This is a genomic window from Sporosarcina luteola, from assembly GCF_007991495.1.
Taxonomy (GTDB): Bacteria; Bacillota; Bacilli; order Bacillales_A; family Planococcaceae; genus Sporosarcina; species Sporosarcina luteola.
Map to the genome: position 1 here is coordinate 1 of NZ_BJYL01000023.1, position 19323 is coordinate 19323.

At 44.3% G+C, this 19323-nt stretch carries 36 protein-coding genes; all 36 read right to left on the bottom strand.

The genetic code is table 11. The features are described 5' to 3' along the window. Positions 1–194: 194 nt before the first annotated feature. Positions 195–587, bottom strand: a complete 393-nt coding sequence (gene rpsI, locus SLU01_RS08835; RefSeq protein ID WP_147057408.1) for a 30S ribosomal protein S9 — start codon at positions 585–587, stop codon at positions 195–197. Positions 588–606: 19 nt separating this feature from the next. Continuing rightward, complete coding sequence (gene rplM / locus SLU01_RS08840) at positions 607–1044, bottom strand: 50S ribosomal protein L13 (RefSeq protein WP_147057410.1); 438 nt, start codon at positions 1042–1044, stop codon at positions 607–609. 169 nt (positions 1045–1213) lie between these two features. Then, entirely contained in the window at positions 1214–1960 is a 747-nt protein-coding gene (truA, locus tag SLU01_RS08845; RefSeq protein WP_147057412.1) for a tRNA pseudouridine(38-40) synthase TruA, read from the bottom strand. Position 1961: 1 nt separating this feature from the next. Next, the gene (locus SLU01_RS08850; protein ID WP_147057414.1) at positions 1962–2765 is read right to left on the bottom strand and encodes an energy-coupling factor transporter transmembrane component T family protein; all 804 of its coding nucleotides are present in this window, start codon (positions 2763–2765) and stop codon (positions 1962–1964) included. Then, a complete protein-coding gene (locus tag SLU01_RS08855) occupies positions 2765–3634 on the bottom strand; it encodes an energy-coupling factor ABC transporter ATP-binding protein (RefSeq protein ID WP_147057416.1) in 870 nt (289 codons plus the stop codon). The genes SLU01_RS08850 and SLU01_RS08855 overlap by 1 nt, the downstream gene beginning before the upstream one ends. Beyond that, positions 3610–4455: an energy-coupling factor ABC transporter ATP-binding protein gene (locus SLU01_RS08860; RefSeq protein WP_147057613.1), complete on the bottom strand. Its 846-nt coding sequence runs from the start codon at positions 4453–4455 to the stop codon at positions 3610–3612. Before SLU01_RS08860 ends, SLU01_RS08855 begins: the two co-directional genes overlap by 25 nt. A 278-nt stretch (positions 4456–4733) precedes the next feature. Beyond that, positions 4734–5114, bottom strand: coding sequence for a 50S ribosomal protein L17 (rplQ, locus tag SLU01_RS08865; RefSeq protein ID WP_147057418.1), 381 nt, complete (start codon positions 5112–5114; stop codon positions 4734–4736). 30 nt (positions 5115–5144) lie between these two features. Further along, on the bottom strand, positions 5145–6089 hold the full coding sequence (locus tag SLU01_RS08870) for a DNA-directed RNA polymerase subunit alpha (protein ID WP_147057420.1): 945 nt from the start codon (positions 6087–6089) through the stop codon (positions 5145–5147). Between the two features lie 135 nt (positions 6090–6224). Then, entirely contained in the window at positions 6225–6614 is a 390-nt protein-coding gene (gene rpsK / locus SLU01_RS08875) for a 30S ribosomal protein S11 (RefSeq protein WP_009499031.1), read from the bottom strand. A 22-nt stretch (positions 6615–6636) separates the two neighbouring features. Then, a complete protein-coding gene (rpsM, locus tag SLU01_RS08880) occupies positions 6637–7002 on the bottom strand; it encodes a 30S ribosomal protein S13 (RefSeq protein ID WP_147057422.1) in 366 nt (121 codons plus the stop codon). Between the two features lie 24 nt (positions 7003–7026). Beyond that, positions 7027–7140, bottom strand: coding sequence for a 50S ribosomal protein L36 (gene rpmJ / locus SLU01_RS08885; RefSeq protein ID WP_076758849.1), 114 nt, complete (start codon positions 7138–7140; stop codon positions 7027–7029). 39 nt (positions 7141–7179) lie between these two features. Next, a complete protein-coding gene (gene infA / locus SLU01_RS08890; protein WP_060203457.1) occupies positions 7180–7398 on the bottom strand; it encodes a translation initiation factor IF-1 in 219 nt (72 codons plus the stop codon). After that, entirely contained in the window at positions 7398–7829 is a 432-nt protein-coding gene (locus SLU01_RS08895; protein ID WP_170232646.1) for a hypothetical protein, read from the bottom strand. Before SLU01_RS08895 ends, infA begins: the two co-directional genes overlap by 1 nt. Continuing rightward, positions 7826–8479, bottom strand: coding sequence for an adenylate kinase (locus tag SLU01_RS08900; protein WP_147057426.1), 654 nt, complete (start codon positions 8477–8479; stop codon positions 7826–7828). The genes SLU01_RS08895 and SLU01_RS08900 overlap by 4 nt, the downstream gene beginning before the upstream one ends. Positions 8480–8529: 50 nt before the next feature. After that, entirely contained in the window at positions 8530–9822 is a 1293-nt protein-coding gene (gene secY, locus SLU01_RS08905) for a preprotein translocase subunit SecY (protein ID WP_147057428.1), read from the bottom strand. Then, the gene (gene rplO / locus SLU01_RS08910) at positions 9822–10262 is read right to left on the bottom strand and encodes a 50S ribosomal protein L15 (RefSeq protein WP_147057430.1); all 441 of its coding nucleotides are present in this window, start codon (positions 10260–10262) and stop codon (positions 9822–9824) included. Before rplO ends, secY begins: the two co-directional genes overlap by 1 nt. 33 nt (positions 10263–10295) lie before the next feature. Continuing rightward, positions 10296–10478 carry a 50S ribosomal protein L30 gene (gene rpmD, locus SLU01_RS08915; RefSeq protein ID WP_147057432.1) on the bottom strand — a complete coding sequence of 61 codons (183 nt, stop codon included), beginning with the start codon at positions 10476–10478 and terminating at the stop codon, positions 10296–10298. Between the two features lie 13 nt (positions 10479–10491). Beyond that, the gene (rpsE, locus tag SLU01_RS08920; protein WP_147057434.1) at positions 10492–10992 is read right to left on the bottom strand and encodes a 30S ribosomal protein S5; all 501 of its coding nucleotides are present in this window, start codon (positions 10990–10992) and stop codon (positions 10492–10494) included. A gap of 22 nt (positions 10993–11014) precedes the next feature. Further along, the gene (rplR, locus tag SLU01_RS08925; protein WP_147057436.1) at positions 11015–11377 is read right to left on the bottom strand and encodes a 50S ribosomal protein L18; all 363 of its coding nucleotides are present in this window, start codon (positions 11375–11377) and stop codon (positions 11015–11017) included. A gap of 33 nt (positions 11378–11410) precedes the next feature. Continuing rightward, on the bottom strand, positions 11411–11950 hold the full coding sequence (gene rplF, locus SLU01_RS08930; RefSeq protein WP_147057438.1) for a 50S ribosomal protein L6: 540 nt from the start codon (positions 11948–11950) through the stop codon (positions 11411–11413). Between the two features lie 30 nt (positions 11951–11980). Beyond that, positions 11981–12379, bottom strand: a complete 399-nt coding sequence (rpsH, locus tag SLU01_RS08935; protein WP_147057440.1) for a 30S ribosomal protein S8 — start codon at positions 12377–12379, stop codon at positions 11981–11983. Positions 12380–12408: 29 nt separating this feature from the next. After that, a complete protein-coding gene (gene rpsN / locus SLU01_RS08940) occupies positions 12409–12594 on the bottom strand; it encodes a 30S ribosomal protein S14 (RefSeq protein ID WP_066366377.1) in 186 nt (61 codons plus the stop codon). A 19-nt stretch (positions 12595–12613) separates the two neighbouring features. Next, the gene (rplE, locus tag SLU01_RS08945; protein WP_147057442.1) at positions 12614–13153 is read right to left on the bottom strand and encodes a 50S ribosomal protein L5; all 540 of its coding nucleotides are present in this window, start codon (positions 13151–13153) and stop codon (positions 12614–12616) included. A gap of 26 nt (positions 13154–13179) precedes the next feature. Continuing rightward, on the bottom strand, positions 13180–13491 hold the full coding sequence (rplX, locus tag SLU01_RS08950) for a 50S ribosomal protein L24 (RefSeq protein WP_147057444.1): 312 nt from the start codon (positions 13489–13491) through the stop codon (positions 13180–13182). A 35-nt stretch (positions 13492–13526) separates the two neighbouring features. Continuing rightward, a complete protein-coding gene (gene rplN / locus SLU01_RS08955) occupies positions 13527–13895 on the bottom strand; it encodes a 50S ribosomal protein L14 (RefSeq protein ID WP_060203431.1) in 369 nt (122 codons plus the stop codon). Between the two features lie 39 nt (positions 13896–13934). Next, positions 13935–14198, bottom strand: a complete 264-nt coding sequence (gene rpsQ, locus SLU01_RS08960) for a 30S ribosomal protein S17 (RefSeq protein ID WP_147057446.1) — start codon at positions 14196–14198, stop codon at positions 13935–13937. Between the two features lie 17 nt (positions 14199–14215). Then, positions 14216–14416: a 50S ribosomal protein L29 gene (rpmC, locus tag SLU01_RS08965; protein WP_009499049.1), complete on the bottom strand. Its 201-nt coding sequence runs from the start codon at positions 14414–14416 to the stop codon at positions 14216–14218. Further along, positions 14406–14840, bottom strand: a complete 435-nt coding sequence (gene rplP, locus SLU01_RS08970) for a 50S ribosomal protein L16 (RefSeq protein ID WP_147057448.1) — start codon at positions 14838–14840, stop codon at positions 14406–14408. The genes rpmC and rplP overlap by 11 nt, the downstream gene beginning before the upstream one ends. A gap of 2 nt (positions 14841–14842) precedes the next feature. After that, on the bottom strand, positions 14843–15499 hold the full coding sequence (rpsC, locus tag SLU01_RS08975; protein ID WP_147057450.1) for a 30S ribosomal protein S3: 657 nt from the start codon (positions 15497–15499) through the stop codon (positions 14843–14845). 3 nt (positions 15500–15502) lie between these two features. Further along, positions 15503–15847, bottom strand: coding sequence for a 50S ribosomal protein L22 (gene rplV / locus SLU01_RS08980; RefSeq protein ID WP_147057452.1), 345 nt, complete (start codon positions 15845–15847; stop codon positions 15503–15505). A 19-nt stretch (positions 15848–15866) separates the two neighbouring features. Then, positions 15867–16145 (bottom strand): 30S ribosomal protein S19, encoded by a 279-nt coding sequence (rpsS, locus tag SLU01_RS08985; protein ID WP_147057454.1) that lies wholly within the window; start codon positions 16143–16145, stop codon positions 15867–15869. Positions 16146–16208: 63 nt separating this feature from the next. Then, positions 16209–17039, bottom strand: a complete 831-nt coding sequence (rplB, locus tag SLU01_RS08990) for a 50S ribosomal protein L2 (protein ID WP_147057456.1) — start codon at positions 17037–17039, stop codon at positions 16209–16211. A 33-nt stretch (positions 17040–17072) separates the two neighbouring features. Next, positions 17073–17357 carry a 50S ribosomal protein L23 gene (rplW, locus tag SLU01_RS08995; protein ID WP_147057458.1) on the bottom strand — a complete coding sequence of 95 codons (285 nt, stop codon included), beginning with the start codon at positions 17355–17357 and terminating at the stop codon, positions 17073–17075. After that, positions 17357–17980 (bottom strand): 50S ribosomal protein L4, encoded by a 624-nt coding sequence (rplD, locus tag SLU01_RS09000; RefSeq protein ID WP_147057460.1) that lies wholly within the window; start codon positions 17978–17980, stop codon positions 17357–17359. Before rplD ends, rplW begins: the two co-directional genes overlap by 1 nt. Before the next feature lie 24 nt (positions 17981–18004). Next, complete coding sequence (rplC, locus tag SLU01_RS09005) at positions 18005–18634, bottom strand: 50S ribosomal protein L3 (RefSeq protein ID WP_147057462.1); 630 nt, start codon at positions 18632–18634, stop codon at positions 18005–18007. A 41-nt stretch (positions 18635–18675) separates the two neighbouring features. Next, complete coding sequence (gene rpsJ, locus SLU01_RS09010) at positions 18676–18984, bottom strand: 30S ribosomal protein S10 (RefSeq protein ID WP_060203412.1); 309 nt, start codon at positions 18982–18984, stop codon at positions 18676–18678. Positions 18985–19323: the final 339 nt, after the last annotated feature.

A 19323-nucleotide genomic window follows, 5' to 3' on the forward strand; every position in this document is an offset into this window, starting at 1 on the left:
TCGCTGAATGTACTGCCAACACCGTTTCACCGGCCTCACGGGACTTTAAAGCACGCTGAATGTACCGCTAGCACCGTTTCACCGCACTCACGGGACTTTAAAGCAACTCTATTCGACCCGAAGTACGATTTCAACAGATTTAACACACAAAAAACCCTTTCCCAGTATAATCGGGAAAGGGTTGTATTGTAAAATTAACGTTTTGAGAACTGAGGTGCACGACGCGCGCCTTTAAGACCGTATTTTTTACGTTCTTTCATGCGTGAGTCACGTGTTAACAATCCTGCAGCTTTCAATGTGCCGCGGAAGTCAGGGTCTACAGTAAGTAGAGCACGAGCTACGCCGTGGCGGATAGCGCCTGCTTGACCTGTGTAACCGCCGCCGTGGACGTTTACATGGATGTCATAGCTGCCAAGTGTTTGAGTCGCTACAAGTGGTTGTTTGATCACTTCGCGAAGTGTTTCGAATGGTACGTAGTCTTCTACGTCACGGTTGTTGACGACGATTTTGCCTTCGCCAGGTACGAGACGTACACGAGCTACTGAACTTTTACGACGGCCAGTGCCGATATATTGTACTTGTGCCAAAAGTGTTTCCTCCTCTTAATTATCCGCGAAGCTCGTATGCTTCTGGTTTTTGTGCCGTATGTGGATGTTCCGGTCCAGCATAGACATGAAGTTTCTTGATAGTTTGACGACCTAGAGGGCCTTTTGGAAGCATCCCTTTAATCGCAAGTTCCAACATTTTAGTTGGATAGTTTGTACGCATTTCAAGAGCAGTACGTTGTTTAAGATTACCTGTATAGCCAGTGTGACGATAGTAGATTTTATCTTTTAATTTATTCCCAGACAAATGGATTTTCTCAGCGTTGATGATGATGACGTGATCGCCAGTGTCAACGTGTGGTGTGAACGTAGGTTTGTTTTTGCCGCGCAAAATTGCTGCAACTTCAGAAGCTAGACGACCAAGCGTCTGTCCTTCAGCGTCGACAACGAGCCATTTACGCTCTACTTCGTGACCTTTAGCCATGAATGTTGTACGCATGTATTGTTTCCTCCTAAAATTATCAATCTGTTCCGTTGTTTTCTCTATCCCTAAACACAAATAAACTTTCCGGGGCTTATTGTGGGGTTATTGAAATACCATTTATCATCTTATATCGAATGCACTCATAAGTCAAGCATTTTCTAAGAAAACACCAGGAAAAGTTGACTCAGTGATTGTATGTCACATTCATCAAGTACAAACCGTGTGCTGGCGCTGTTTTACCGACCTTTTTACGGTCTTTGGCTTCGAGCATTTCCTTCATGTCCAATGGCTCGTTCCAACCGATACCGACTGCGAAAAGCATGCCTGCAATCGTCCGCACCATATTGTAAAGGAATCCGTCGCCTTCAATCGTCATGATCAGTTCTTCGCCTTGCTCAACAAGTGTCAGTTCCCGCACGGTCCGAACTTTATTTGCTGTCGCCGTTTTGGATGAACAGAAGCTTGTGAAATCATGCGTGCCGATGAAATACTGTGCCGCCTCGCGCATTCGTTCGATATCCGGTTTCCACTTTCCTAAATGGACTGCATAATTTCGTTCAAATGGGCTTTGAATTTCACTTGACGACCATTTGTACATATACGTCTTCCCTGTTGCGGAATAACGCGCATGAAATTCTTCATCCACAAACTCCACCTCGACAATTCTTACATCCTTCGGCAATAAAACATTCAGCGCCATTCTCCACCGGTCAGGCGGAAGATCCAATGGCGTGTCGAAATGGATTACTTGTCCAAAAGCATGGACGCCAGCATCTGTCCGGCCGCTTGCGACTGAATAGACTGTTTTGTCTTTGTGCAATTTTACAAGTGCCTTGTCAATAACCGATTGTACAGTCCGCATATTTGGTTGGGATTGGTACCCCGCGTAATCTGTGCCGTCGTAAGAAACCTTAGCTTTTACCCGTTTCATATCAGCTTCCTCCTCTCAACCAAAAGAGGGCGGCGACTAGGACGATGAAAATGATGATGACCAACGTATCGCGTCCTTGCCAATTCAATTGACGATACCTTGTCCTTCCTTCACCGCCGCGGTATCCTCTCACTTCCATCGCGATGGCAAGATCCTCTGCCCTTTTAAACGCACTGACGAATAGAGGTACTAGAAGCGGCACAACGGCCCTGATTCTTTCTTTAATGGTCCCACTCGTCAAATCGGATCCGCGCGCTAGCTGTGCCTTCAATATTTTATCCGTTTCATCCATTAAAGTCGGGATGAAGCGCAAAGCGATCGACATCATTAAGGCAAGTTCATGTACGGGCAATTTCACCCGCTTCAATGGATTCAATAGCGTTTCCATTCCATCTGTGATTGAGATCGGAGACGTTGTCAGCGTCAACACTGTCGTCATGAGCACAAGCACAAGGAATCGTATGGAAATGAAAATCCCTTGCCGCACACCCTCCTCATAGATTTTGAAGATCTTCAAATCGAGAAGCACTGCACCTTCTTTAGTGAAGAGGAAATGCATAAGCAAAGTGAAGACAATGAGGAAAAGAATCGGTTTTAACCCGTTGAATAAAAAATACAGCCTGATGCGTGAGATGAAGATGACAAGCAACGTAAAAGCGAGCAATAAGCCATACGTCATTGTATTGTTTGCAAGAAACACCGCAATGATGAATAGAAAGATGAACAAGAGCTTTGACCGTGGATCAAGACGATGAACAAAAGAATTTCCTGGCACATATCGCCCGAAAATCATTTTTTCAAGCATTATCTCTCACCTTCTTCCTTCAAGGCGGCAGCAATGGAAGATGCCAGTTGCCCTTCGGTTAGCGCTAGTCTGCCGAGCGGTCTGCCGATCAACTTCTCAAAATCGCGTTGGAAAGCCACAGAGCGCGGCAAGCCGAGCCTAAAGGATTTTAACCGTTCAGCATCAGCAAATACTTCTTCAGGCGTTCCTACGATGACAGAGCGCCCTTCATGCATCACTAGGACCTGATCCGCGTACATTGCTGCATCCTCCATGCTGTGGGTCACAAGAATGGTCGTCAAACCTTCCTCTTTATGCAGTTTATTGAAGAGCTCCATTATCTCTTTCCGCCCACGAGGGTCAAGCCCAGCTGTCGGTTCATCCAGAATGAGGATTGATGGCTTGAATGCAAGGACTCCTGCAATCGCAACCCGGCGCATTTGTCCACCCGATAGGTCAAATGGAGACTTTTGCGCTACATCTTCCGGTAATCCTAATAGTTTAATCAATTCATGAGCACGCTGCCTTGCTTCTTCAGCAGGCACCCCGAAATTCATCGGACCAAACATAATATCTTTTTCAACAGTCTCTTCGAATAGCTGATGCTCAGGGAATTGAAAAACGATGCCGACATTCCGGCGTATTTCTTTTAACTCTTTCGCCTTTGTGTCTGCAGTGATGCTTACATTCCCGATGCGGACGACTCCTTCCGTCGGTTTCAGAAGACCGTTCAAGTGCAGCAGCAATGTTGATTTGCCTGAGCCTGTATGTCCGATGACTGCCGTATAGGATCCTGATTCAATTGAGGCATTTACTTCAAACAGCGCTCGTTTTTCAAACGGAGTGCCTTTTGCGTATGAATAGCCTACTTGTTGAAGTGAGATGTCCATAATTCATTCACCAACTCTTCTTCTGTCGTATGTTCCCCTTGTATCTCAACGCCAGCTTGTCGAAGATAGCGGGATAATCGTGATGCAAAAGGTAAGTCCAAACCGATTGCTTCAAGTTCCTCACCATGTGCAAATATCTCTTCGGGTTTTCCTGTTAGCATCAACTTTCCGTCATTCATGACAATAACTTTATCTGCCAATAATACTTCTTCAAGATCATGCGTAATGGAAATAACCGTCAGGCCGGTCGTGCGCTTTAGGTCATCGACAACCTTAATCACTTCGTCACGGCCTTGTGGGTCAAGCATGGACGTGGCCTCATCCAAAATAAGCAGTTTTGGCTGCATTGCAAGTGCCCCGGCAATCGCCACACGTTGTTTTTGTCCGCCGGAAAGGTGATGGGGCTCATGATCCAGAAACCCTGCCATGTTCACTTGGGCGAGAGACTCGTGTACACGTGGTACCATCTGTTCAAAAGGAACGCCGTTATTCTCCAAAGCGAATGCCACATCATCTTGGACAGTCGATCCGACAAACTGGTTGTCGGGGTTTTGGAAGACAATTCCGATTCGAGAGCGGATGTCCCAAATGTTTTCAGCGTCCAGTTTTTCCAAAAAAACATTTACGCTGCCCTCTTCAGGAAACAAAAGACCAATCATCATCTTCGCCAACGTCGATTTGCCCGAACCGTTATGCCCGACGATCGCAATCCATTCCCCATCCCAAACCGTAAAACTGACATCGTCAATTGCTTTGCGGGATTCGCCATCTTCTGACTCATATGTATAGGAAACATGATCTAATGATAAAATCTCTTTCACATCATTCACCTCCGGCACTTCTTTAAGTATGTATGATAACGATGATTTGTACAAAAATTCCTCTATGTAAATAAAAAAAGCGCGCACCTCATCCGAAGAAATGCGCTCAAATCTATTCTGATGCCGGGTGCTCAATCCGAATCAGCGGATGAGGTGCGTAGAGCTAGACCGATCGGCTAAACCGTCGATCGTAACACTCAGCTTTTAATATTGTCGTATAAATTAAAAGGGTGCGGCTGTGCGTATGCCAGACACACCCTTAATTTTTATATATGTGATTATACTAATTCGATGATAACGACTGGTGCTCCGTCTCCGCGACGAGGTCCCATTTTCATGATACGTGTATAACCGCCTTGGCGATCTGCGTACCGTGGTGCAACGTTATCGAATAGCTTTTGAATTGCAAAGATTTCCTTCTCATTGCCTTCTTCATCCGAAGTAGTAACTAGCTCACGGCGAATGAATTGTGCAGCTTGACGACGTGCGTGCAAGTCACCGCGTTTGCCAAGAGTGATCATCTTTTCAACGACTGAACGCAATTCTTTCGCACGCGCCTCAGTTGTTTGGATGCGCTCATGTACGATAAGGTCTGTCGCTAAGTCGCGAAGCATTGCTTTACGTTGTGAACTTGTACGTCCAAGTTTTCTGTAACCCATAGAAGTTTCCCTCCTTCAATCTAGTTGTTCTTAATCTTCCGAGCGCAACTCGAGGTTCAACTCGTCCAATTTCGCCTTCACTTCTTCAAGTGATTTACGGCCAAGGTTGCGCACTTTCATCATTTCATCCTCAGACTTGTTCGCAAGTTCGAGAACTGTATTGATGCCTGCGCGTTTTAGGCAGTTATAAGATCTGACAGATAGATCAAGCTCTTCGATAGTCATCTCAAGCACTTTCTCTTTCTGGTCTTCTTCTTTTTCTACCATGATTTCAGCAGTTTGTGCTTCGTCAGTCATGCCAACGAAGATATTCAGATGCTCCGTCAGGATTTTTGCTCCGAGCGAAACAGCTTCTTTCGGACCGATGCTGCCATCTGTCCAAATATCAAACGTCAACTTATCAAAGTTTGTGCTTTGACCTACACGAGTATTCTCGACCTGGAAATTGACGCGTGAAACTGGAGTGTAAATAGAGTCGATCGGAATTACACCAATCGCAAGATCCTCACGTTTGTTCTGATCGGAAGGTGCATAACCTCTACCACGGACAGCATACATACGCATACGCAAATGACCGTTCTTACCTAATGTGGCAATTTGAAGTTCAGGATTCAATACTTCGACATCACTATCATGAGTAATATCTGCAGCAGTAACCGTTCCTTCACCCTTCACATCTATTTCAATCACTTTCTCATCATCTGAGTAGATTTTGAGAGCAAGTTTCTTCACATTCAAAATAATTGTTGCAACGTCTTCAACGACACCTTCAATTGTAGAGAATTCATGAAGAACTCCGTCGATCTGGATAGATGTAACGGCAGCCCCTGGCAACGAGGAAAGAAGAATGCGGCGCAAGGAATTCCCTAAAGTATTTCCATAACCACGCTCCAACGGTTCGATAATAAACTTACCAAATTTGGAATCTTCACTGATCATAACTGTTTCAATCTTCGGTTTCTCAATCTCGATCATTCATTTACCCTCCTTCAAAACGTCTAGTATATAGGCCGTTCCATATTGAAATCGATTATAAAACAAATCAAAATGCAATCACACAATTCATTTTTACCATAAATTGTGCTTTTCAATCAATTGGAGAACAAACCATTATACACGGCGGCGTTTTGGTGGGCGGCATCCGTTATGTGGAACCGGAGTTACGTCTCTGATTGCAGTTACTTCAAGACCTGCAGCTTGTAGTGAACGAATTGCAGCTTCACGTCCAGCACCTGGTCCTTTAACAGTAACTTCCAAAGACTTCAAGCCATGCTCCATAGCAGTTTTAGCAGCTGTTTCAGCAGCCATTTGTGCAGCAAACGGAGTCGATTTACGAGAACCTCTGAATCCTAGTGCACCAGCACTTGACCATGAAAGTGCATTACCGTGACTATCAGTGATTGTTACGATTGTATTGTTGAACGTCGAACGGATATGTGCAATACCCGTTTCAATATTCTTTTTCACACGACGTTTACGAGTTTGTTGTTTACGTGCCATGTACGAAAACCTCCTTTACCTATTATTTCTTCTTGTTAGCTACTGTCCGCTTAGGACCTTTACGTGTACGTGCATTGTTTTTCGTGTTTTGTCCACGAACAGGCAATCCACGACGATGACGGATTCCACGGAAGCTTCCGATTTCCATCAAACGTTTGATGTTGAGGGAAGTTTCACGACGAAGGTCCCCTTCAACTTTCAAGCCGTCGATTTGCTCACGGATTTTATCAAGCTCTGCATCAGTTAGATCGCGAACGCGAGTTTCTTCAGAAACGCCAGCGCCAGCAAGGACCTTTTGTGCAGTTGTTTTTCCAATTCCAAAAATGTATGTCAATGAAATGACTACGCGCTTATCGCGCGGTACGTCTACACCAGCAATACGTGCCATATAGATAGTGCACCTCCCTTTGTATTAGCCTTGTCTTTGTTTATGTTTTGGATTTTCACAGATTACCATTACTCGGCCGCGTCTGCGAATAACTTTACATTTTTCGCAGATCGGTTTTACAGATGGCCTTACTTTCATCTTACCCAACCTCCTTCAATATTCCGGAGTTGCAAAAGTTTATTTGAAACGGTATGTGATACGACCGCGTGTCAAGTCATAAGGTGAGAGTTCCATCGTCACTTTGTCACCAGGCAGGATACGGATAAAGTGCATGCGGATCTTGCCTGAAACATGTGCAAGAATCGTATGACCATTTTCCAACTCCACCTTGAACATCGCGTTCGGCAACGTTTCGACTACAGTACCTTCAACTTCAATTACGTCGTCCTTCGCCATCAATCCTGTCTCCCTTCTATATCCAATAAAGGTCTTAACCATCGAGCGGCAGAAGTCGCCTTCAAAGCTTCCTTCAACATATGTCCGGATTGCATGAGTGATGTTCGAAAGACGTCTGTCACACTTCGTTTCCCGTAAGTCAGTCCCCGACTTTTGTTGTGGAAAATCGCATCGGAAAAGACACATACGACAGGATTGCCGTTGGTGTATTCCATCTTGGCAACACAATTCCAGTCAACATCTACATTATACCCACCATAGCGGATATTTGCATTTATGACAGTCTGAAAAGGTGCCATTAATGGATTATCACCAGTTCCTATACCGGGCACCATATGCTTTTGCAGCTCGTTACTTATATGCTCTTTCCGTGCAATAAAAGAAGCCTGCCCACTATATGGCGTGCATGAATTGCGTCCGGAAAGGATCACTGGCCACTCTCTGTTAGGATAGCGTCCAGATCTTTGAAAACTTCATTGATGTCCTTTTGTCCATCTATGTCTGTCAGCACGCCTTTAGCATTGTAGAAAGCCAATAGTGGTGCTGTTTGATTCATATTTACTTCCAGACGGTTCGTGACAGTTTCCGGATTGTCATCCGCTCGCTGATAAAGTTCTCCGCCATCCTTATCACAGATGCCTTCAACCTTTGGCGGGTTGAACTGCAAATGATAAGACGTGCCGCATACTTTACAAATTCTTCGACCGGTCAATCTCGCGATAAGTTCATCTTTTTCAACTTTGATGTTAAGAACATGTTCAATTTTCTTGCCCATATCCGCAAGCAATGCATCCAATGCTTCCGCTTGAGGGACAGTGCGTGGAAAACCATCGAGTAGGAATCCGTTATCACAGTCGGATTTGCTTAATCGTTCACGAACAATGCCAATTGTCACTTCATCAGGAACAAGTGCGCCTTGATCCATAAACGACTTTGCTTTGACTCCAAGTTCCGTGCCTTCCTGAATTGCAGCACGGAACATATCGCCTGTAGAAATATGAGGGATTTCGTACTTTTCGACAATTTTATCTGCTTGTGTACCTTTTCCAGCACCCGGCAGACCCATTAATACGATATTCATACGTCTTGCCCTCCATCATTACTCCAAACAGGAATTATCCGTTAGGAATATTATTTCATAAAGCCTTTGTAATGCCTTTTCACAAGTTGTGATTCAAGTTGTTTCATCGTTTCAAGGGCAACCCCGACAACGATGAGCAAACTTGTTCCTCCAATTTGAAGCGACTGTGGAAGATTCGCCAAATTAATGAAGAAAATCGGCATGACTGCCACGACAGCAAGGAAAATCGAGCCGACGAATGTCAGTCTGTACAAAGTGCTCGTTAAATAGCTTTGCGTATTTTGACCCGGACGAATGCCTGGGATATACGCGCCTTGTTTTTTCAGATTATCCGCCATATTTTCAGGATTCACTTGAATGAATGCGTAAAAATATGTGAATGCAAGGATCAGTGCTACGTAAAGTATCATTCCGACCGGTTGATTGTAATCAAACGTCCGTGTAATGAACTTTGTTACACTATTCTCACCGAAAAATGTTGCTATTTGCTGAGGTGTTATGAAAAACGCCACAGCAAAGATTACTGGGATAACCCCTGCAGCATTCAATTTCAAAGGTAAGTGCGTTTGTTGGCCAGCAGTTGTTTGCTGACGACCAGTCATACGTTTCGCATACTGAATAGGGATTTTACGGAGAGCCTCTTGTACATAAACAACTCCGACAACAATTGCAATAATTACAATTAATAACAATACCATTGTAGCGATCCGAATGAACAAAGCGTCACCCGCGTCTTGAATTTGTGTTGCGTACAGCTGGTTCACTGCGTTTGGAATACCTGAAACGATACCCGCGAAGATGATAATGGAAATACCATTACCCACTCCTTTTGCGGTGATCTGCTCACCAAGCCAAAGCAGGAAGGATGTACCCGCAGTCAACACAATTGCGATTACCACGTAAGTGGCGATCCCTTCGTCTTTTATTAGCGTTCCGCCGAACATTTGGTTGAAACCGAATGACATGGCGATTGCTTGGATAAAAGCGAGAATAACTGTGAAATATCTTGTGAATTGCGCAAGCTTCCGTCTTCCGACGTCCCCTTGCTTCGACCATTCAGTGAATTTCGGAACGACATCCATCTGCAATAATTGCACAATGATGGAGGCGGTGATGTACGGCATGATACCCATTGCAAAAATGGAGAATTGCTGTAATGCTCCACCGCCAAATGTGTTTAGAAACCCAATGAATTGATTGTTGGATTGTTGCAAAGCTGTTGCATCAACGTTCGGGACAGGAATGAATGCTCCTAGTCTGAATACGATGAGCACTAGTAGTGTGAAAATGATTTTAGACCTAATATCTCTAACGCGCATAAAGTTGGAGATTGTCTGAAACATTAAATCACCTCGGTTTGCCCGCCCGCTTTCTCGATGGCTTCTTTAGCAGAAGCAGAGAATTTATGAGCTTTGACAGTAATCTTTTTCTCGAGAATCCCATTTCCAAGAATCTTAATTCCTGATTTTTCATTGCTCACGATTCCAGTTTCAATTAGCAATTCAGGCGTAACTTCGGTACCTTCGTCAAAACGGTTAAGTACATCCAAATTCACGATTGCATATTCTTTACGATTAATGTTCGTAAATCCACGCTTCGGAAGTCTTTGGAATAGTGGGATTTGCCCACCTTCAAATCCAAGACGAACGCCACCGCCCGAACGAGCGTTTTGTCCTTTGTGACCTTTACCGGAAGTTTTACCTGTACCGGAACCGATTCCACGACCAATGCGTTTACGTGCTTTACGTGCGCCTTCAGCTGGCTTCATATCGTGTAATTTCATCTTATCGGCACCTCCTTATTTCGAAAATGTGCATTATTGTTCCTTAACAGTGACTAAGTGGCTTACTTTGTTGATCATGCCACGAATTGCTACGTTGTCTTGATGTTCAACTGTCTGATTTAATTTACGCAGACCGAGAGCTTCAACTGTTTTACGTTGTGCTGGCTTTGAGCCGATTACACTTTTCGTAAGGGTGATTTCAAGTTTGTTTGCCATTGTGTTTCCCCCCTTAACCTAACAGTTCTTCAACGGATTTGCCGCGCAATTTAGCTACGTCCTCAGCGCGTTTCAAATTCTTCAACCCTTCAATTGTTGCACGAACCATGTTGATCGGTGTGCTTGATCCTAAGGATTTTGAAAGGATATCCGTGATTCCTGCAAGTTCAAGTACCGCACGCACTGGTCCTCCGGCGATTACTCCTGTACCAGGCGCTGCCGGTTTGATGAGAATTTGTCCTGCACCAAAACGTCCAATAATTTCGTGCGGAGTTGTTCCTTTAACCATTGGCACTTCGATCAAGTTTTTCTTCGCATCTTCAATAGCTTTACGGATTGCATCCGGAACTTCTTGTGCTTTACCAGTTCCGAAACCGACGCGGCCGTTTTTATCACCGACAACGACAAGTGCTGTAAAGCGGAAACGACGTCCACCTTTTACCACTTTCGCTACGCGGTTGATCGTTACTACGCGTTCTTCGAATTCACTTCTATTCTGATCATTACGACGCATGAAATATGTCCCTCCTTCTTAATTAAAATTCCAGTCCATTTTCGCGTGCTGCGTCCGCAAGAGCTTTCACACGGCCGTGGAATAGGTATCCGCCACGGTCGAAAACAACCGATTTAACGTCTTTTTCAACGGCTTTCTTCGCGATCAACTCGCCAACTTTAGCTGCTGCTTCGGCATTCGCCTTAGAGTCCAATTCGAACCCTTTATCCATAGTGGAAGCACTAGCAATCGTAACGCCATTCACATCATCGATTAATTGTGCATAGATATGTTTGTTTGAACGATAAACATTCAAGCGTGGACGCGCTGGAGATCCGCTGATTTTCGTACGCACGCGTGCGTGACGTTTTTTACGGACAGCGTTCTTATCTTGTTTCGTGATCATCGTGGTCACTCCTTCCGAATGCCTTAAGCGGCATTATTTACCTGTTTTTCCTTCTTTTCTACGGACTTGTTCGCCTTCATACTTGATACCTTTACCTTTATACGGCTCTGGTGGACGTACTTTGCGAATGTTCGACGCTAGAGCACCGACGCGTTCTTTATTGATACCGCGAACGATGATTTTCGTGTTGGCAGGAACTTCAACTTCAATTCCTTCTTCCGGTGTAAATTCAACCGGGTGTGAGTAACCAACGTTCAATACTAGTTTTGTACCTTGAAGCTGAGCACGATACCCAACCCCAACTAGTTCTAGTGTACGTTCAAATCCTTTAGAAACTCCAGTTACCATGTTGTCCAGTAGGGAACGAGTAGTTCCGTGGATGGAACGGTGTTCTTTCGAATCAGTCGGACGAGTCAATGTAATGACGTTTCCTTCTTGTTCGATTTTAATATCAGCATTAAATGTATTTGTAAGTTCGCCTTTAGGACCTTTAACAGTAACGTGGTTATCATCAGTGATAGTAACAGTTACGTTTTCTGGAACCTCGATCGGGCGTTTACCAATTCGGGACATCCTGTTGCACCTCCATTCAATTGTTACAGATTACCAAACGTAAGCTACGACTTCTCCGCCTACTTGTTTTGCACGAGCTTCCTTATCAGTAAGGAGACCATTTGACGTGGATACGAGGGCGATACCTAGGCCATTCAAAACTTTTGGAACTTCATTCGTTTTTGCATAAACGCGAAGACCAGGTTTTGAGATACGTTTAAGACCAGTGATAACACGCTCATTGTTTTGACCATATTTAAGGAAAATGCGGATAATGCCTTGTTTGCTATCTTCCACATATTCAACATCGCGGACGAAACCTTCACGCTTCAAGATTTCAGCGATTTCTTTTTTCATGTTTGAAGCAGGTACCTCAAGCTTCTCGTGGCGAACCATGTTCGCATTACGGATGCGTGTAAGCATGTCTGCAATCGGATCACTCATTGTCATTACATTAACCTCCTTCCCAAGTTAGGGGATTACCAGCTTGCTTTTTTGACGCCAGGAATTTGTCCCTTATATGCGAGTTCGCGGAAACAAATACGGCAAAGTTTGAATTTGCGATATACGGAATGCGGACGACCACAGCGCTCGCAACGTGTATATTCTTGAACTTTGAACTTTGGCGTACGTTTCTGTTTAACGATCATTGATTTCTTAGCCACGTTTTCGCCTCCCTTTATTTTACTTTTGGAACGGCATGCCGAACTGCGTTAATAACTCACGTGCTTCTTCATCGGAGTTAGCAGTCGTAACGATGACGATATCCATTCCTCGTACTTTAGATACTTTATCGTAGTCGATTTCAGGGAATATAAGCTGTTCTTTCACACCAAGTGTGTAGTTACCGCGACCATCAAATGCTTTCTTAGAAACACCTCGGAAGTCACGAACACGTGGAAGTGAAATTGAGATCAGCTTGTCCAGGAACTCATACATGCGTTCGCCGCGTAGTGTAACTTTTGCGCCAATCGGCATTCCTTCACGTAGACGGAATCCAGCGATTGATTTCTTCGCTTTAGTAACAACTGGCTTTTGACCGGAAATAGTAGCTAAATCTTCTACTGCCGCGTCAAGCGCTTTAGAGTTTTGAACAGCATCACCAACACCCATGTTGATAACGATTTTCTCTACTTTTGGTACTTGCATTACTGAAGTATATTCAAACTTGCTCATGAGAGCAGGTGTGATTTCTTTCGAAAATTTCTCTTTTAAACGGCTCATCAGTTGGACCTCCTTTCATCCATTACTCATTTATCCAGCGCTTCACCGGATTTTTTAGCAATACGAATCTTTTTGCCATTTTCGATTTTATAACCTACGCGAGTCGGCTCGCCTGTCTTAGGATCGATCGGCATGACGTTGGATACATGGATAGCTGCCTCTTGGCTGATAATTCCGCCTTGAGGATTTGCTTGGTTTGGTTTCGTATGTTTCTTTACGATGTTGACACCTTCCACAAGCACGCGATCCTTCTTAGGGAAAGCAGCTAAGATTACTCCGGTCTTACCTTTGTCTTTTCCGGTGATGACCATAACTTTATCGCCTTTTTTAACGTGCATTTTATCGCACCTCCTTGATTGGCACTGTCATGTAATTAAAGAACTTCTGGAGCGAGTGAAATGATTTTCATGAAATTGCTGTCGCGCAATTCGCGTGCAACTGGTCCGAAAATACGTGTTCCACGTGGGCTCTTGTCATCACGGATGATAACACATGCGTTTTCGTCGAACGTAATGTAGGAGCCATCTTTACGACGTACTCCGCTTTTCGTGCGGACGATTACAGCCTTGACAACGTCGCCTTTCTTGACAACGCCACCAGGTGTTGCTTTTTTCACTGTTACAACAACGATATCACCGATATTTGCAGTTTTACGACCTGTTCCACCAAGTACTTTAATTGTTAGAACTTCACGTGCACCTGAGTTATCGGCAACTTTCATACGGCTCTCTTGTTGAATCATTGAGGCTACCTCCTCTCGGAATTTACTTTCCGAACGATATTAGATGATGACCGCTTTTTCGACTACTTCGATGAGGCGGAAACGCTTTGTTGCTGAAAGTGGACGAGTTTCCATAATGCGAACAACATCGCCGATTTTCGCTTCATTTAGTTCGTCATGGGCCTTGAATTTCTTCGAGTACTTTACACGTTTGCCGTATAAAGAATGCTTTTTATGTGTTTCTACCATTACGGTAACCGTTTTATCCATTTTGTCGGATACGACACGGCCTGTGTACACTTTGCGCTGGTTACGCTCAGTCATGGCTGCAACCTCCTTCATCAGTTATTTGCACTGATCTCTCTTTGACGTATTACAGTTTTCATGCGCGCAATCGATTTGCGAACTTCACGGATGCGTGCAGTGTTTTCTAATTGTCCTGTCGCTAATTGGAAGCGAAGGTTGAAAAGCTCTTCTTTCAGTGATTTCACTTTTTGCTCGATTTCTGCAGTTGTTAAGTCACGGATTTCTTTAGCTTTCATTAGATTCACCACCAATTTCTTCACGTTTTACAAACTTGCTCTTTACAGGCAGTTTGTGAGATGCGAGGCGAAGTGCTTCACGTGCAACTTCTTCTGACACACCTGCGATTTCAAACATTACACGGCCTGGCTTTACTACTGCTACCCAGCCTTCTACAGCACCTTTACCGGAACCCATCCGGACTTCAAGAGGCTTTTTCGTATATGGCTTATGTGGGAATATATTAATCCATACTTTACCGCCACGTTTCATGTAACGTGTCATTGCGATACGTGCAGATTCGATTTGACGGTTTGTGATCCAACCAGACTCAGTTGATTGTAAACCAAATTGGCCAAATTGCACAGATGCTCCGCCTTTTGTAGTTCCGCGCATTTTACCACGGAATACACGACGATATTTAACGCGTTTAGGCATTAACATAATTAGTTGCCTCCTTCCTCAGAGTTCTTCTTCACTGGAAGGACTTCTCCCCGGTAAATCCATACTTTTACGCCGAGCTTACCATAAGTAGTGTCAGCTTCTGCGTGTGCATAATCAATGTCTGCACGCAATGTATGAAGGGGAACAGTACCTTCACTATAGTGTTCCGCACGAGCGATATCAGCACCGCCAAGACGTCCGGATACTTGTGTTTTGATTCCTTTTGCACCAGAACGAATAGTACGTTGAATTGCTTGTTTTTGTGCACGACGGAAAGATACACGGCTTTCAAGTTGACGTGCAATTGATTCTGCAACCAATTTTGCGTCTAGATCAGCACGTTTAATTTCCACGATGTTGATGTGCACGCGCTTGCCAGTAATATCGTTAAGGGCTTTACGAAGTGCTTCGACTTCAGAACCGCCTTTACCGATTACCATACCCGGCTTCGCAGTGTGAATTGTAATATTAACACGCTTTGCAGCACGTTCGATTTCCACTTTGGAAACAGCAGCGTCTACTAGGCGCTTTTCGATGAATCCACGGATTTTCAAGTCTTCGTGTAAAAGATTCGCATAGTCTTTTTCTGCATACCATTTCGAATCCCAATCACGAATGATGCCAACCCGCAAACCATTAGGATGTACTTTTTGACCCACGAATTACCCCTCCTTCTTTTCGGATACCACTACAGTGATGTGGCTAGTACGTTTGTTAATCGCACTTGCACGACCTTGTGCACGTGGACGGAAACGTTTCATTGTCGGACCTTCATCAACGAAAACTTCGCTGACTACAAGATTCTCAACATCCATTTCATAGTTGTGTTCAGCATTAGCGATTGCTGATTGTAATACTTTTTCTACAACCGGAGATGCCGCTTTAGGCGTCAGGCGTAGAATCGCGACAGCTTCACCGATTTTCTTGCCCCGGATAAGATCAACGACCAAACGGACTTTGCGAGGAGCAATACGGACTGTGCGGGCAGTAGCTTTTGCTTGTTGCATCAGATTAACCTCCTCTCAATTAGCGTCTTGTTTTCTTATCGTCAGCGCCATGACCTTTGTATGTGCGCGTAGGTACGAATTCACCTAGTTTGTGACCAACCATATCTTCAGTCACGTAAACTGGTACGTGTTTGCGTCCGTCGTATACAGCAATCGTCAAACCGATGAATGACGGGAAGATTGTAGAACGGCGTGACCAAGTTTTAATGACCTGCTTTTTCTGTGCATCTTTTTGAGCGTCGACCTTTTTCAAAAGATGATCATCTGCGAAAGGTCCTTTTTTCAAGCTGCGGCCCATGTTGGATCCTCCTTCCGTGATGACTGTTCTACGGTCCATTCATTGAACCGCAGGGTCATCACATTATTTTTTACGGCGACGAACGATAAGTTTGTCGGATTTGTTGTTTTTCTTACGAGTTTTGTAACCAAGAGCTGGTTTACCCCAAGGTGTAACTGGGCTCGGACGGCCGATTGGCGTACGTCCTTCACCACCACCATGTGGGTGATCGTTAGGGTTCATAACAGATCCACGAACTGTCGGACGTTTGCCCATCCAACGTGAACGACCTGCTTTACCGATGTTGATCAATTCATGTTGCTCGTTACCTACTTGACCGATTGTAGCACGGCAAGTTGATAGGATCATACGAACTTCACCGGATTGTAGACGGATGATGACATATTTGCCTTCACGTCCAAGTAGTTGTGCAGATGTACCTGCAGAACGTACTAATTGGCCGCCTTTACCAGGTTTCAATTCGATATTGTGGATAGTAGAACCCATTGGGATGTTTTCAAGTGGAAGTGTGTTTCCGACTCTGATATCCGCTTCTGGACCTGACATTACTGTCATTCCTACTTCCAATCCTTTTGGAGCTAGGATATAGCGTTTTTCCCCATCAGCATAGTTGATTAGGGCAATGTTAGCAGAACGGTTTGGATCGTATTCGATCGTGGCAACGCGTCCTGGAATGCCATCTTTCCGACGTTGGAAGTCGATGACACGGTATTGGCGCTTATGGCCTCCACCTTGGTGACGAACAGTCATCCTACCTTGGTTGTTACGTCCGCCTTTACGCTTAAGTGGTTCAAGCAATGATTTTTCCGGCTTATCTGTTGTAATAGCAGAGAAGTCTGAAGTAGTCATATTACGACGTCCGTTGGAGGTAGGTTTATATTTCTTAATCGCCATTTTTGTTCCCTCCTTCGTTTATTTACGAGTCAATTACATTTCGAATAGTTCGATGTCTTTTGAATCAGCAGTCAAAGTTACGATCGCTTTACGGCGCTTGTTTGTGTAACCAGCATGTTTGCCCATACGTTTGAACTTGCCTTTATAGTTCTGTACGTTGACTTTTTCAACTTTCACTCCGAAGATTTCTTCGACAGCTTGCTTCACATGAGTTTTGTTAGCGCGAGTGTCAACTTCGAAAGTGTACTTTTTGTATTCCATTTGTTCTGAAGAACGCTCGGTAATGACCGGACGTTTTAGTACATCACGTGCTTCCATTAACCAAGCACCTCCTCAATTTTTTGAACTGCGTCTTTAGTGATGACAAGCTTGTCATGTCCGACAAGGTCAAGAACGTTAACGCCGTTTGCTGTAACTACGCTGATGCCAGGGATGTTACGAGCGGACAATGCCACTGCTTCATCAAGGTCAGCTGTTACGAACAATGCTTTTTTATTGATTGAAAGGTCTTTAAGAACCTTTGTGAATTCTTTTGTTTTTGGTGCATCGAATGCTAGGCCTTCCAATACGATGATTTCTTCATCGCGCACTTTCGTAGAAAGAGCAGATAGAAGTGCCAAACGACGGACTTTCTTTGGAAGCTTGTAGCTGTAGCTTCTTTGAGATGGTCCGAATACGATACCGCCTCCACGCCATTGTGGTGAACGAATTGAACCTTGACGCGCACGTCCTGTTCCTTTTTGGCGCCATGGTTTACGGCCACCGCCAGCAACTTCCGCGCGAGTTTTTACTTTATGATTACCTTGGCGCAACGACGCACGTTGTTGAACCAAAGCTTCGAATAGAACAGCTTCATTTGGTTCGATACCGAAAATCGCTTCGTTCAATTCGATTTCGCCAACTGAAGAACCTGTTTGACTTAGTACGGATACTTTAGGCATTTTGTTTCCTCCTTCCTTTAAGAATTAGTTCCCTTTGATTGCGCTTTTCACTGTGATTAGTGATTTGCGTGCTCCTGGAACGTTACCTTTAACTAGCAGCAAGTTACGCTCAGCGTCAACTCGTACGATTTCAAGGTTTTGGATCGTAATAGTGTCTCCACCAGTACGTCCTGGCAATTTTTTACCTTTGAATACACGTTGTCCGTCAACCGAACCTAGTGAACCCGGTGCGCGGTGGAAACGGGAACCGTGACTCATTGGTCCGCGTGAGAATCCGTGGCGTTTAATAACACCTTGGAACCCTTTACCTTTTGATACTCCTGTAATGTCGACGATATCGCCTTCAGCGAATGTATCGACTTTGACTTCCTGACCAACTTCATACCCAGCTACGTCTACCCCGCGGAATTCACGGATGAAGCGCTTAGGTGCCGTTTCAGCTTTAGCAACGTGTCCTTTTTCAGGTTTGTTTGCTAGCTTTTCACGTTTGTCGTCGAATCCAAGCTGGATTGCTTCGTAGCCGTCTGTTTCAACTGTCTTCTTTTGAAGAACAACGTTTGGAGCAGCTTCAATCACAGTTACTGGAATGAGATCGCCGTTTTCAGCAAAAATTTGCGTCATGCCGACTTTTCTCCCTAAGATTCCTTTGGTCATTTGTCACACCTCCTGAATTAATAGTTTTATTTTTAGAACGATTAAAGTTTGATTTCAATGTCAACGCCAGATGGTAAATCGAGTTTCATCAATGCATCGACAGTTTGTGGTGTCGGATTGACGATATCGATAAGACGTTTATGCGTACGCATTTCGAACTGCTCGCGCGAATCTTTGTACTTATGTACCGCACGAAGAACTGTATAAACAGATCTCTCAGTTGGAAGAGGTATCGGACCTGATACGCTTGCACCTGAACGTTTTGCTGTTTCTACAATCTTTTCAGCTGACTGATCAAGAATTCTGTGATCATATGCTTTTAAACGGATACGAATCTTCTGTTTTGCCATTACTTTCCCTCCTTCTCGCCTATTTTCTAGACATTCTCCACGGAAATTTCCCACACACATGCCATGGCAAAGCGGCCGGGTGTGTCGGCAACCTCCCGCTTCATCGCAGTCAAAGACCAACATTCAACATTATACACAATGAAAAAGAATCCCGCAACCCTTTTCGCGAAATTCTTTTTGTCGGCTTTTTAATTATAAGGGGATGTTGCACATAATACAACTGTTTTGTAGGATTTTACGTGAAAACTAGCGAGTTTTTTTGCGAAGTGTACAGCTATTTGTCATAACGCGGCTTGTGGATTTCAACATATTCCTCGCTTATCTAAAATGCTATGAAAA